This is a genomic window from Sphingorhabdus sp. (assembly GCF_040079335.1).
Lineage (GTDB): Bacteria > Pseudomonadota > Alphaproteobacteria > Sphingomonadales > Sphingomonadaceae > Sphingorhabdus_B.
The window spans coordinates 1-12,823 of record NZ_JBEBKL010000061.1; the positions used below are offsets into that span (position 1 = coordinate 1).

The following is a 12,823-nucleotide window of genomic DNA, read 5'->3' on the forward strand; positions in this document are numbered from 1 at the left end:
CATCGCGACAAAACCGAGGGCGACCGCCCAGCGGAACCAGGGCGCGTCGAGCAGTCCGGCCACTTGCTGCCCGGTAAAAGCCGCCAGCGCGTGGTTGAGCAAGGTTGCAGCAAGAATGCCGAAGATGATCGGCACAGGCTCGCGGAAACGGGTGGCGAGCAGGATGGCGAGCAACATGGTCTTGTCGCCAATTTCGGCAAAGGCAACGATGGCGGTGGAGGCGAGGAAAGCGGTCAGCATGGCCGCGCCATTGGCACGCAGCGGTGCTCAAGCCAAGTCGGAAAGCATTACACCACCCGCGTCCACTCCATCCACCAGTTCCATTCCCAGATTTTGCCACCATCGTTTGAGGAAGACTGGTGCCAGCGGCAGCCGGTAGGGGTGATCCGGTCCCATACGCCGCGATACAGCCATTTGACGCCGTCGAGTTCCTCATCGGAAATGAACACGCCTTCGCCGTCGATAAACTCGCCCTTTTGGGGCGGGTTGACGATACCATTGCCGGCGCCGGTCCAATGGTCGGCCCATTTCTTCTCCTGAGGCAGCCAGACGCGTACGCCCATCCCCATGTCGCTACCATCGGCTTTGCGCAGTTCCTCGATACTGCCCATGCCGTTCAAGACGCGGTGAACGGTCGCGCTGCTGTCGAAACGCTGCCATTCATCCTTGGTGCCATCCTTCAATCGTTTGTGCCGGATGCGCCACTGACCGGCGAGGAAATCAAAATCGCCGACGCCTTTGCCCGTGACAATGCCCTTGGCTGCGGGGGAATATGTTGTGTCGATAACTGCTTCCATATGGCCTCCTAAAACGGCGCCTGCCGAAAGCGGGGCTGCAAGCGCGCCAACCAGCAATCCGGTGCCGCCCTGCAATATCGTCCGTCGTTCCATGCGCCTGCCTCTCTTGAATCCAGATTGCCCCTTGTTACAGTGAAATTACTGACAGGAATTGTCAGTTATTTTCTGCTAGGCAAAATAAATGCGCGCGAGCCGCCTTCTTTCGATCCTGATCTTGCTGCAATTGCGGCAAAGGCTGACGGCGGATGAGTTGGCGGAAGAATTCGAAGTCTCTGTGCGCACCGTCTATCGCGATATAGATGCACTGAGCGCCGCAGGCGTTCCGGTTTACGGTGACAGGGGCCCCGGTGGCGGATTCCAGTTGCTAGAAGGATACCAGACCAAACTTACCGGGCTCGACGCGTCTGAAGCCGAAGCGATGCTGCTGATCGGTCTGCCGGGGGAGGCTCAGGCCATGGGGCTGGGCGACGCGGCGGCGCGGGCGCGCAACAAGCTGCTCGCCGCGCTGCCAAAAACCGGAAGCGAGGAAGCCAATCGGATCGCCGGGCGCTTCCATCTTGACAGTACAGACTGGTACCGGGTGGCTCGACCGACGCCTTTCCTTTCGCGCATCGCCCGTGCGGTGCTCGACCGCCGGGTGCTGGCAATGACCTATGATAGCTGGAGAGCGCGGGCCGAGTGGAGCGTCGAACCCTATGGCCTCGTGCTAAAGGCGGGCCATTGGTATCTGGTGGCGCGTGGGCATGCGAAGGTGCGTATCTTCAACATCGCCGATATCCAGTCGCTGGACTTGCTGGATGACGGGTTTGAACGACCGAACGATTTCGATCTCACTGTCTGGTGGCAGGCGGAGCAGGCGCGATTCGAGGCCGAGCTGTTTTCCGAAACGGCAACGCTCCGGCTTTCTCCGCTAGGGCTGAAACGGCTCGCGGCGCTATCGCCGCGCGGTGCGGCAGCGGCGCGATCGGCACTACTCGGCGACGAAGGTTGGGCGGTTGCCGAAATGGCAATCGAGAACAGCGATCATGGTGCACGCGAAATGCTGATGTTAGGTGCCGAAGTTGAAATCCTGTCGCCCGTATCCTTTCGCAAACGCGTCCGCGCGCTGGCCAGTGGCATCGCGGCGCTGAACAAGGGAGAAAGTGAATGATATGGCAAAGGTCGAAAGCTGGGGAATTGGCTTGATCCGTCAAAAGATATAGAATGCTCGCCGGAGGAGAAAGTCGTGGCCAGAACGGATAACAAGACCAAGGAAACCGCCGTCAGCGTCGACGACTTTATCGCCCAGGTTGTCGATGCCAATCAGCGTGCCGACGCGGAAAAGATTTGCGCTTTGATGGAGCGGCTGTCGGGTGAGCCCGCAAAGCTTTGGGGCCCGTCGATCATAGGCTTTGGCAGCTATCACTACAAATATGACAGCGGGCGCGAAGGCGATATGTGCCGCATCGGATTTTCCCCGCGCAAGGGGCAGACAGTGCTCTATCTGATCGACGGTTTTGAAGGCCAGCCCGAATTGATGGCGCGCCTTGGCAAGCATAAGACCGGCAAATCCTGCCTCTATGTCAAAAGGCTGTCGGACATCGACGAGGCCGTGCTGGAGGAGCTGTGTGTTCGCTCGCTCAAATATATGGCGGCGAAATATCCGCCAGCTTAGTCGTCTAGGCTTTTGCCGCGGCCCGACTGGCGATATTCAAAAGCGCGCTTGGCGCTTAATCTCCGGGCGACCAAAAAAACACCGATGATCAACATCAGGGCAACTAAGCCGAGCGCGATCAATTCTCTGTCTTCCATCCCTCATTCACTCACATATGCGGCGGGCGATCGCCCTTCCGGAATTTGTAAAGTCGGTTATCTAACAGACGGGTTTTCCCAATCAAGCTGCACTTAACATGAATTCGCGGGTAACTCTTCAACTCGTCGCAATTCCGGCAATCAACAGCGAAGAATTTTGGTCCGCTTGCAGTTGCTCCAGCGAATCGACCATCAGGCAATCGCCACGGACAATTGGCTTTGCGTCAAAAGTCGCATGTCCGGAAACCGGCACCAGCCAAAAGGGCCCTGCCTCCTGGATTTCACCTTTTCCTGCATCATCGACAATATGGTGAAGCCAGAAATGGGGTCCATCTACCAATTTGTGGTTCCCAGCAACATGCCCCGACCGTGCGTCCGAATAAGGCACCGGAAGCGCCACTGCGACGCCATCTTCAAGATGCAATTCGCGCGGGCGTCGATAGTCGTACAGGCGATAGGTGATGTCCGCAGGTTGCTGAACCTCGACCAGCGTGATGCCCGCGCCTATGGCGTGAACAGTACCGGACGGGATGTAGAAAAAGTCGCCAGCGTGGACAGGCTTCCAGTCAAGAGTTTCCTCAATTTCGCCCGAAAGCGATGCGGCGCGCAATTCTTCTGCAGACAACACATGCTTAGTGCCAATGCCCAAGACCGATCCCGGTTCGGCATCGACGATATACCAGCATTCTTCCTTGCCCGACGGTGAGCCGCGCCGATGCGCGTCCGAGTCCGAAGGATGCACCTGAATCGACAGCTTCTCCGACGTAAATAGCCATTTGACCAGCAACGGAAGCGGCGTTTGTCCGGCGCCATTATACCAGATTTCACCGATCCGTTGTCCGCCGAGCGCGCCAAACTCAGGCGGGAGGTCATCCCGCCCCCAAGGCTTTTCGACAAATTGGCGCTCAAGAAACATCGAAACTCCCTTTAGCAGCAACAGCTTACCATATCCTATCCAACTTTCCGCTTTAGAATTGGGCAAAGTCTCGCTAGGGCGCGGCGAACAATATAACTCTCCCCGGGCACCATTGTTCACTCTGGAGCCAAAAATGACCACATATGTAGATCGCGCCGGATTGCAGGTTGCGTCCGCCCTCATAGAATTTGTCGAATCAAAAGCCTTGCCGGAAACCGGCGTGCAGGCCGACGCGTTGTGGCAGGGGCTGGCCGACATTCTCGCGCGCTTTGTTCCCGTCAACCGCGCCTTGCTCGCCAAACGCGACGATTTGCAGACAAAGCTGGATGCGTGGCACAAGGCCAATCCCGGGCCGATTGCGGATATGCAAGCCTATCAGGCGTTCCTCAAAGAGATCGGCTATCTCGTCCCTGAACCCACCGGCTTCAGAATCGGCACGCTCAACGTCGATGCCGAAATCGCGACGATGGCTGGCCCTCAGCTGGTCGTTCCCGCGCTCAACGACCGCTTTGTCCTCAACGCCGCCAATGCGCGCTGGGGCAGCCTCTATGACGCGCTCTATGGCACCGATGTGCTCGATGCCCCCGCAGCCCGCCCCGGTGGCTATGACACAGCGCGCGGCGACGCAGTAATTGCCTATGCTCGCGGCTTCCTCGATTCTGCCGTACCGCTCGCAAGTGGTAGCTGGGCTGACTGGGATGGCGGCGACCTGCAGCTTGCCGACGCCTCGGTTCCTATCATCCGCCGCGGCGACGACATATTGCTCCGCCACAACGGCCTTGGTATCGAAATCGTCATCGACCGCGAGCATCCGGTCGGCAGGACCGACAAGGCGGGCATCGCCGATGTCATCCTCGAAGCCGCGCTGACGACGATTATCGATCTTGAGGATTCGGTCGCGGCAGTCGATGCCGAAGACAAGGTGAAGGGCTATACCAATTGGCTCGGCCTGATGCGCGGCGATCTGACCGCGAGCTTCGAAAAGGGCGGCGCCACCATGACCCGCGCACTCGAAGACGACCGCGAATGGGAAGAGGAACTGCTCCACGGCCGCTCGGTGATGTTCGTGCGCAATGTCGGCCATTTGATGACCAACCCGGCGGTGCGCCTGCCCGATGGCAGCGAAGCCCCCGAAGGCATTCTCGATGCGCTCTTCACCTCGCTCTGCGCGATGCATGACCTTCTGGCTCTCGGCAAATATCGCAACAGCCGTGCCGGCAGCATTTATATCGTCAAGCCCAAGCAGCACGGGCCGGAAGAATGTGCCTTCACCAATGACCTGTTTGACGCGGTCGAAGACCTGCTCGGGCTCGACCGGCACACCATCAAGGTCGGCGTAATGGATGAGGAACGCCGCACCAGTGCGAACCTTGCCGCGTGCATCTATGCCGTGCGCGACCGTATCGTTTTCATCAACACCGGCTTCCTAGATCGCACCGGCGACGAGATGCACACGGCGATGCAGGCAGGCCCGATGATCCGCAAGGCGGATATGAAAACCTCATCCTGGATTCAGGCCTATGAGGCGCGGAATGTGCAGATCGGCCTCACCTGCGGCCTGTCAGGCAAAGCGCAGATCGGCAAGGGCATGTGGGCCGCGCCCGACATGATGAAGGACATGATGGCGCAAAAGATCGGCCATCCCAAATCGGGCGCGAATACGGCCTGGGTCCCCTCACCCACCGCAGCCACCTTGCACGCGATGCATTATCACATGGTCGATGTGTTCGAGGTGCAGAAGGAGCTGGCGAGCAAGGAAACCCCGGCTCTCGATGCCTTGCTGACCATCCCCGCTGCCCCGCGCGGCCACAACTGGTCTGCCGAAGAAGTCGCCCAAGAACTGGAGAACAATGCGCAAGGCATATTCGGCTATGTCGTGCGCTGGATCGATCAGGGTATTGGCTGTTCAAAGGTTCCCGACATCCACGATATCGGCCTGATGGAAGACCGTGCCACGTTGCGCATTTCATCGCAGCATATCGCCAACTGGCTGCTCCACGGCGTGTGCACCCCCGAACAGGTCGATGCCGCGTTTGCGAAAATGGCGGCCAAGGTAGATGCGCAAAATGCAGGCGATCCGTTGTACGAAAAACTCGAAGGTGACAGTATCGCCCTCAAGGCCGCACGCGCGCTTGTCTATGAAGGTGTTGTTCAGCCAAGCGGTTATACCGAACCGCTCTTGCATAAATTCCGGTTGGAGAAGAAAAGGGCTGCCTGACATTTTCGGGAAGGCTCGGGGCATGACCTACACATTATGGGGATCGGCCCATTCGCTCTACACTGGCAAGGCACGATCCTATCTGGTGAAGAAGGGGCTCCCTTTTCGCGAACGATACCTGTCCCATCCCGATTTTGCCGCGCGCATTCTGCCTGCGATTGGAAAATCCTCGGTCCCCGTTCTGGAAACGGAACAGGGAGAGATTGTACAAGACAGTGGCGATATCATCGATCTGCTGGAAAGCCGTCATCCAGCGCCGGTTGTTGATCCGGTTTCACCGGTGCAAAAACTAGTCTCTTTGCTGTTCGATGCCTTTGGTTCGGAATATCTGCTGCCGACGGCGATGCACTATCGCTGGTCCTACCGCGAGCAGCAGGAGGAGTTTCTGCGCGCCGAATTTGGGAGGGCCATCATTGCCAATAGGACGCGGGAGGAGCGACGCGACACGGCGGCGAAGGTCATGGCTTTCTTCAACGGTTTCCTGCCTAATCTTGGCGTCTTTCCAGAGACCGCTCCCGCAATCGAGGCGGCTTATCTCGATCTGATCGATGCGCTTGACGAGCATTTCCAATGGCACCCCTATTTGCTCGGCGGACTCCCCAGCCGGGGTGACTTCGGAATGATGGCCCCGCTGTTTGCACATCTTGGGCGGGATCCGGTTCCGGCCGGGATCATGAAAGCGAAGGCGCCCAATCTGTTCCGCTGGACCGAAAGGATGAACAGCAGCCCGGTGAGTGACGGCGAATATCCCGGCTATACTGATGCCTATGCAGCCGAAGATGCTATTCCACCAACATTGGAAGCAGTTATGCGCATCATGTTTGCCGATTGGTTGCCTGGTCTGGTGGCTGACGTCGCCAGCTTCAACATGTGGTCAGCCGGAAAGGAAGCGGGAACAGTCGTTTCGCATGACGGCAATGGCACAATTCATCCGCATGTCGGCAAAGTCGCGTTTGACTGGCGCGGCATCACCTACCGGCGGGGCAGCCAACCGCACATGTTGTGGATGCTATCTGCAGCCCAAGCACATTATGACAGGCTCGACGCCACGGCCAAAACGCGTGCCGACGAAGCGCTTGGCAGAACCGGTGGAACTGACATAATTTCGCTCAAGCTCGACCGCCGGATGACTAGACGCAACAATCTGTTGGTGCTGGCCAACTAGAGCTATTTGGCGTTCGCCATCCCCTTCGCCTTCCACTCCATCGCATTACGCACCCGCCATTCGACGCTCGGGTGCGTGTAGAACAGTGCCTCCTGCAGCGCACTTGGCCGAGGATAGCGATATTCGGCAGTCTTGACCAAAGCGCTGGCCAAAGCGTCGGGCAGATTGACGTGCTTGAGCGAATAATTGTCCGCCTCGCGCTCTCCCTGCCGGATGACTGCATTCATCGCTGGCTGAGCGAACAAGCCTAGAAAGCCGACGGTGAAAATCAGTATAGGCAAACCGACCGGATCGCCAATTTGCGCGTTGCTGCCAAACAGCCTGGCAAACCGCGGGAACAGCCTGTCGGCGAGGAAGAACAGCACCATCGCCAGCAGCACCAGCACACCCACCATCCGCCAGATATGGCCGCTGACATAATGGCCGATTTCATGACCCGTGACTGCCTTGACCTCATCAATCGACGCACCCTTCAGCGCGACATCCGAAATCGCGATCCGCTTTGAGCTGAACAGGCCGGAGACATTGGCTGTGAAATTGTTCGATTGGCGCGAGCCATCATAGACGAAGATGCGGTCAGCCGGGATTCCCGCCTCCCCCGCCATGCCAACGAGCGCGGCTTTTACAGGGCCTTCCTGCAGCGGCTTATATTCGTTGAACAGCGGCTCGATCAGCACGGGCGAGAGGATCATCGTTGCCGCACCGGCAAAAGCCGCAAGTCCACCCGACCAAAGCCACCAGCGTTTCCCGGCCTTGCGGATCAGCGCGTAGATGCCGAGGAAGAATAGCGCGCCGACCAATGCCGTGATCACGGTGCCGATTGCATCTTGCATCAGGAAATCGCCCAACGACTGGCTGGTGCGTCCATAGGATTTCTCGAAACCCCATTCCTCATAAATGCCCCAGGGTAGGTTTATGATCGCATAGACAAGGAAATAGACGACACCGACCAGCCATGTGCGAAGCGCCCAGCCGCGTTTTTCCAGCTTGGCCGACAGTTTGTCGAGAATGCCGAGCCGGACTACAATCCATGTCACCATTGCGGATGCCAGCAACCCCCAAAGCAGCATCCAGTGGCTGGCACTGGTATAGTCCGCCGCTTTCTGCAGCGCCTCTGGCCCCAGAGCGTCGATATAGCGCGCGGTTTCCGCTGCCGGATTAAATGCCATGATTTTCCCCTTTTGCTATTACTGTATTAACTAAGTGATACAGTTCGCTTTGGCAAGTGGCTTGCTTCACATCGCGCCAGATGGTTTATTCGCGCGCATGTGGAGGGTGATGATCCTGTATGGATTGGCGCTGGCGGGCGGGGCGTTGTTGCTCGAGTGGCTCGATTACAAGCATGCTGTGCGCGCCTGGTCGACCGAGTTTTATGTAGGCATTGTTGCGATCCTGTTTGTGGCCTTGGGCATATGGGTTGGCAACCGGCTGACGGCGCGCCCGCGCGGGCCCGTTTTCGAACGCAACGACGCTGCTATCCGATCCCTCGGAATCAGCGATCGCGAATGCGAGGTGCTCGATCTGCTCGCCTCGGGTGCCGCGAACAAGGTGATTGCGCGGCGGCTCGGCATCTCCCCAAATACCGTCAAAACCCATGTCGCCCGACTGTTCGAGAAACTGGAGGCTGCCAACCGGACCGAGGCGATCCACAAGGCGCGGACGCTGGATATACTGCCGTGAAAATGGATGAAACCGTCCCAATCACCCTTTTGGGCGATATATTTGACCAATTTGCAGCCATATGCCTCTGCCATTCGCAAAATGGGGACAAATAGCATGACCAGAATAATCAGCGTTTACGGAATTATCGCCGGTGTGATTGTCGCAATCGGTATGTGGCTCGGAATAACTTTCGTGCCAAAGGGCGGGTCGGCGGGGTTGGTTGTCGGCTACCTCTCCATGCTGGTTGCGCTCAGCATGGTGTTTGTGGGTGTGAAGCAATATCGCGATGTAGAAAAAGGGGGCGTCATTCGTTTTTGGCCGGCTCTTGGCGTTGGCATCGGCATCGCCTGTGTCGCCGGGCTTTTCTATGTGCTGGCCTGGGAAGTCTATCTGTACAGCAGCGGCTACACTTTCTTTGAAAATTATTTTGCTGATTACGTGCGTGACACAGTGAAGTCGATGACTGCGGATGGAAAATCCGCTGCGGACATCGCCAAATTCAAAGCAGAAATGGCGAGTTTTAAGGAACAATATGCCAACCCGCTGTTCCGCATGACGATTACCTTGAGCGAGATTGCGCCAGTGGGCCTGTTAGTCGCTTTCATCAGCGCCGCCCTGCTCCGCAATAGCAGCTTCATGCCGGCGAAGGCGGCGGGCTAAGTGCACTACATGAGAACTTTAGAAATTTCGTCACCCCCGCGAAGGCGGGGGTCCAACTCCCGAGGTGCAAATTTCTATGGCAGGTGTTGGATTCCCGCCTTCGCGGGAATGACGAACCTTAGGTCTGAAGAAACCAAATTCGCTGGTTCATAGCGGCCTAAACGCCAGCATCAATAAACCTCTCCGCATCGAGCGCGGCCATGCAGCCTGTGCCCGCGCTCGTCACAGCTTGGCGGTAGATATGGTCCATGACGTCGCCGCAGGCGAATACGCCGGGGACGCTGGTTTCGGTAGCCTGCCCCTCGGCCCCGCCGCGCACCTTGATATAGCCACCCGCCATATCGAGATGGCCTTCGAAAATGCCGGTATTGGGCTTGTGGCCGATGGCGATGAAGACGCCGTGCAGTTCGACATCTTCAGTGCCGCTGCCGTCGGTTGCGGCGATCCGCATACCGGTGACGCCCATCGCATCACCAAGCACTTCGTCGAGGGTGTGGTTCCACTTGATGGTGACTTTGCCCTCCGCCTCGCGCGCGAACAGGCGGTCTTGCAGGATCTTTTCAGCCTTCAATTTGTCGCGCCGGTGCACCAAAGTCACATGGCTGGCGATATTGGCCAGGTAGAGCGCTTCCTCAACCGCGGTGTTGCCACCTCCAATCACCGCCACCGGCTTGTTGCGATAAAAGAAACCGTCGCAGGTCGCGCAGGCCGACACGCCCTTGCCCATAAAGGCGGTTTCGCTGGGCAGCCCCAGATATTGCGCGCTGGCGCCGGTTGCGATGATTACGGCATCGGCGGTGTAATCGCCTGCGCCACCGGTCAGAGTAAAGGGCCGCTTCGAAAAATCGACCTTTTCGATATAGTCATTCTCGATCCGCGTGCCGAAGCGTTCGGCATGCTTCTTCATCCGCTCCATCAGTTCGGGGCCCATCACACCGGCATCGTCGCCCGGCCAGTTGTCGACCTCGGTCGTCGTCATCAACTGTCCGCCGACTTCCACCCCGGTGATGATCATCGGAGTCAGGTTCGCGCGCGCGGCATAGACAGCGGCGGTATAGCCTGCCGGGCCGGAGCCGATGATGATAACGGGGGCGTGGCGATCGTTCGACATTGAGAGAATCCTGCTGCTATTCGCAGCGGACATAGGGAGCGCGCCTGCTTAGGCCAAGGCCCTCAAATCGTTTGTCCACAAAAAGAGGCTTCCCTTAACGTAAGGGCGCTTTTATCACGCCCGCGAAACAGTTTCGAACAGGGGAGTCCCGCATGCCCAAGATTACCGTCATTTCGCGCAACGGATCGGCCCGCGATGTTGAAGCCGAAAACGGCCTGTCGCTGATGGAAGTGATCCGCGACAACGGCTTTGACGAGCTGCTGGCGCTGTGCGGCGGCTGCTGCAGCTGCGCGACCTGCCACGTCTTTGTCGATGGTGCCTTTGCCGACAAGGTTCCGGCGATGAGCGAAGACGAGAACGACCTGCTCGATTCGACCGACAGCCGCAACGAAAGCTCACGCCTGTCGTGCCAGATCCAGATGAACGACGCCCTCGAAGGCCTTGTCGTCACCATCGCGCCGGAAGATTGATTTAAACGGCGGTCACCAGCCCGATGACCGCGCCGGTCATTGCGGATGCCAGATTTCCGGCAACCCAGCTTTTCATCCCCAGCGCCGCTGCCTCGCCGCGGCGGTCAGGGCAGAGCGTGCCGATGGTCGAGACCAGCAGGCCGACGCTCGCCAAATTGGCGACGCCGCACAGCGCATAAGTGACGATCAACTGGCTGCGCGGGCCGAGTTCTCCCGCCGGAAGCGCCGCCAAATCGAGATAGGCGACATATTCGTTCAGAATCGCCTTGGTGCCCATCAGCGCGCCCGCAGTTGGCGCTTCGTTCCACGGCACGCCAATGGCCCACATCAAGGGCGCGAACAACCAGCCGAACAGGCGGCGCAGGGTCAGTTCTTCTCCGCCAATCAGCGGCAATATGCTGAGCATCTGATCTACCAGCGCGACCAACGCGAAAACAACAATGATCACCCCGATCACCGCGAGGAACAGCTGTATCCCGTCCATCGTCCCGCGGATCACCGCGTCGATGCTGCTGTCATATTTCAGGCTGGTGTCTTCTGGATCGGTTGCAGTCTTGCCATCCCCCGGCACCATCAACCGCGCGATCAGCACAGCAGCAGGTAGCGAGATCAGCGAGGCGGAGATCATATGGCCGACAGCATCGGGCACGGTCTTCGACAATGTGGTCGCATAAAGGATCAGGATTGCGCCCGAAATTGTCGACATGGTCAGCGCCATCACCATGAACAACTCTGCCCGGCTCATGCGTTCGAAATAGGCGCGCAGCACCAAGGGTGCCTCGACCACACCGAGGAAGATATTCGCGCCTCCGCCCAACCCGACAACGCCGCTGACGCCCAAGGTGCGTTGCAACGCCCAACTAAGGCCACGCACAATCCATGACAGGATTTTCCAGTGCCACAGCAAGGCCGAGATTGCCGAGAAGACGATCACCAGCGGCAATATCTGGAAAGCGATAATCAGCGGTGGCTGGCTGCCCTCAGCCACTGCGAACGGCAAAGGTGCGCCGCCCAGATAACCGAACATATAGCTAGAGCCGACCAGCGTCGCTTTCTCGATCGCCTGCACCACATGGTTGGCAACGCCAATAGCATCCCAGACAAAAGGTACGCGAACGATCACCAAGGCCAGTAGCAATTGAAGCACCAGCGCTCCCGCGATCCACCGCCAGCCGGGCAGCTGCTTTCGATTTTCCGAAAATGCCCAGGCCAGAAAGACGATGAGCGCAACGCCCAGCAGCCCCTGAAGCTGTGCGACTATCGCCAAGCGATCAGCCGCGCGTCGCGGTGGTCATCGCTTCGGCGGTGACCGGATAGCCATGGCCTTCGGGGATGCAAATGTGCGGCACGCCGTCGCGTTCCTCGACATAGGTCAACATCAATTGTACCGGATGGGTGGCCGCATGCACGGCCGTGTCAGCAAAATTATCGAACTGCGCAAGCCTTTCAAGATTACGCATGGTCGGAAAAATCGCCTTCACCTCCTTGCGCACCACCCTTTCGAGCACACCTGCCGCGCTATCCCAAAACAACATCCGGTTTTCGGTGTTGTCGACCACAGCTGGCAAATGCGCATCACCTGCATCGATCAGGTAGAAGCGCGTATCGAACACGCGGGTTTCAAGGCTGGGCGGACGCCAGCGAGCCCAGGGGACCAGCTGATCCAGCTGCGGCGTCCAGCCATTATCGTCACAGATTTCCTTGAGGCTTGCCCCGTCATGCAGCGCGGCACGCGCTTCGGCACAATCGGCGGCATCGGTTACGCCATCCAGCGCCAATGCAAGACCAGCCTCTTCGATCGTTTCGCGGATCACCGCCAGACGCGCTGCCGCCTCGTGCAAGTCGAGTCCATGATCGATGATACCGGCATAAGCGCGGTCATGATCGTCGACCTTCCCCCCCGGAAAAACCACCATCCCCCCGGCAAACGCCATCGATTTCACCCGCTCTACCATCAGGATCAGCGGTGGGCCGCCTTCCGGATTGTTGCGGAAAATCACCATGGTGGCGGCGGGGGTCGCGGGCGGCATGAC

General features: G+C 58.6%; 14 protein-coding genes. 7 read left to right on the forward strand and 7 right to left on the reverse strand.

The features are described from left to right. Together ABL922_RS13035 and ABL922_RS13040 are read right to left on the reverse strand one after the other, a co-directional pair. Positions 1-237: TMEM165/GDT1 family protein (locus tag ABL922_RS13035; protein WP_349024656.1), on the reverse strand; the 237-nt coding region annotated here is incomplete at its 3' end. Positions 238-287: 50 nt separating this feature from the next. Next, positions 288-890, reverse strand: a complete 603-nt coding sequence (locus ABL922_RS13040; protein WP_349024644.1) for a hypothetical protein — start codon at positions 888-890, stop codon at positions 288-290. Positions 891-978: 88 nt separating this feature from the next. Between ABL922_RS13040 and ABL922_RS13045 the strand changes: the two genes are divergently transcribed. Together ABL922_RS13045 and ABL922_RS13050 are read left to right on the forward strand one after the other, a co-directional pair. Further along, positions 979-1,947: a YafY family protein gene (locus ABL922_RS13045; protein ID WP_349024645.1), complete on the forward strand. Its 969-nt coding sequence runs from the start codon at positions 979-981 to the stop codon at positions 1,945-1,947. A gap of 75 nt (positions 1,948-2,022) precedes the next feature. Continuing rightward, positions 2,023-2,451, forward strand: coding sequence for a DUF1801 domain-containing protein (locus ABL922_RS13050; protein WP_349024646.1), 429 nt, complete (start codon positions 2,023-2,025; stop codon positions 2,449-2,451). A 255-nt stretch (positions 2,452-2,706) separates the two neighbouring features. On the opposite strand, the gene ABL922_RS13055 is transcribed toward ABL922_RS13050, so the two are convergent. Beyond that, a complete protein-coding gene (locus ABL922_RS13055; RefSeq protein WP_349024647.1) occupies positions 2,707-3,504 on the reverse strand; it encodes a class I mannose-6-phosphate isomerase in 798 nt (265 codons plus the stop codon). Positions 3,505-3,637: 133 nt separating this feature from the next. Between ABL922_RS13055 and ABL922_RS13060 the strand changes: the two genes are divergently transcribed. Then, positions 3,638-5,722, forward strand: a complete 2,085-nt coding sequence (locus tag ABL922_RS13060; protein WP_349024648.1) for a malate synthase G — start codon at positions 3,638-3,640, stop codon at positions 5,720-5,722. Positions 5,723-5,744: 22 nt separating this feature from the next. Further along, entirely contained in the window at positions 5,745-6,887 is a 1,143-nt protein-coding gene (locus tag ABL922_RS13065) for a glutathione S-transferase family protein (RefSeq protein WP_349024649.1), read from the forward strand. Positions 6,888-6,889: 2 nt separating this feature from the next. Here the strand turns inward: ABL922_RS13065 and ABL922_RS13070 are convergent, their stop codons facing one another. After that, positions 6,890-8,056 (reverse strand): M48 family metallopeptidase, encoded by a 1,167-nt coding sequence (locus tag ABL922_RS13070; protein ID WP_349024650.1) that lies wholly within the window; start codon positions 8,054-8,056, stop codon positions 6,890-6,892. A 97-nt stretch (positions 8,057-8,153) separates the two neighbouring features. Between ABL922_RS13070 and ABL922_RS13075 the strand changes: the two genes are divergently transcribed. After that, entirely contained in the window at positions 8,154-8,567 is a 414-nt protein-coding gene (locus tag ABL922_RS13075) for a response regulator transcription factor (RefSeq protein ID WP_349024651.1), read from the forward strand. A 42-nt stretch (positions 8,568-8,609) separates the two neighbouring features. Continuing rightward, positions 8,610-9,209, forward strand: a complete 600-nt coding sequence (locus ABL922_RS13080) for a DUF4199 domain-containing protein (protein ID WP_349024652.1) — start codon at positions 8,610-8,612, stop codon at positions 9,207-9,209. A gap of 157 nt (positions 9,210-9,366) precedes the next feature. Here ABL922_RS13080 and trxB read toward each other — a convergent pair whose 3' ends face one another. Then, entirely contained in the window at positions 9,367-10,320 is a 954-nt protein-coding gene (gene trxB / locus ABL922_RS13085) for a thioredoxin-disulfide reductase (protein WP_349024653.1), read from the reverse strand. Positions 10,321-10,472: 152 nt separating this feature from the next. Here trxB and ABL922_RS13090 point away from each other — a divergent pair, with 152 nt between their 5' ends. Further along, positions 10,473-10,790, forward strand: coding sequence for a 2Fe-2S iron-sulfur cluster-binding protein (locus ABL922_RS13090; RefSeq protein WP_349024654.1), 318 nt, complete (start codon positions 10,473-10,475; stop codon positions 10,788-10,790). Between the two features lies 1 nt (position 10,791). Here ABL922_RS13090 and ABL922_RS13095 read toward each other — a convergent pair whose 3' ends face one another. Further along, a complete protein-coding gene (locus tag ABL922_RS13095; RefSeq protein WP_349024655.1) occupies positions 10,792-12,057 on the reverse strand; it encodes a nucleoside transporter C-terminal domain-containing protein in 1,266 nt (421 codons plus the stop codon). Between the two features lie 4 nt (positions 12,058-12,061). Then, positions 12,062-12,820: an NUDIX hydrolase gene (locus ABL922_RS13100; RefSeq protein WP_349024657.1), complete on the reverse strand. Its 759-nt coding sequence runs from the start codon at positions 12,818-12,820 to the stop codon at positions 12,062-12,064. Positions 12,821-12,823: the final 3 nt, after the last annotated feature.

Bases quoted from the DNA above. Each gene is read 5' to 3' on its own strand.
- ABL922_RS13040 (WP_349024644.1), bottom strand. From the start codon at position 890: ATGGAACGACGGACGATATTGCAGGGCGGCACCGGATTGCTGGTTGGC.
- ABL922_RS13045 (WP_349024645.1), top strand. From the start codon at position 979: ATGCGCGCGAGCCGCCTTCTTTCGATCCTGATCTTGCTGCAATTGCGG.
- ABL922_RS13055 (WP_349024647.1), bottom strand. From the start codon at position 3,504: ATGTTTCTTGAGCGCCAATTTGTCGAAAAGCCTTGGGGGCGGGATGAC.
- ABL922_RS13060 (WP_349024648.1), top strand. From the start codon at position 3,638: ATGACCACATATGTAGATCGCGCCGGATTGCAGGTTGCGTCCGCCCTC.
- ABL922_RS13065 (WP_349024649.1), top strand. From the start codon at position 5,745: ATGACCTACACATTATGGGGATCGGCCCATTCGCTCTACACTGGCAAG.
- ABL922_RS13070 (WP_349024650.1), bottom strand. From the start codon at position 8,056: ATGGCATTTAATCCGGCAGCGGAAACCGCGCGCTATATCGACGCTCTG.
- ABL922_RS13075 (WP_349024651.1), top strand. From the start codon at position 8,154: ATGTGGAGGGTGATGATCCTGTATGGATTGGCGCTGGCGGGCGGGGCG.
- trxB (WP_349024653.1), bottom strand. From the start codon at position 10,320: ATGTCGAACGATCGCCACGCCCCCGTTATCATCATCGGCTCCGGCCCG.
- ABL922_RS13090 (WP_349024654.1), top strand. From the start codon at position 10,473: ATGCCCAAGATTACCGTCATTTCGCGCAACGGATCGGCCCGCGATGTT.
- ABL922_RS13100 (WP_349024657.1), bottom strand. From the start codon at position 12,820: ATGCCGCCCGCGACCCCCGCCGCCACCATGGTGATTTTCCGCAACAAT.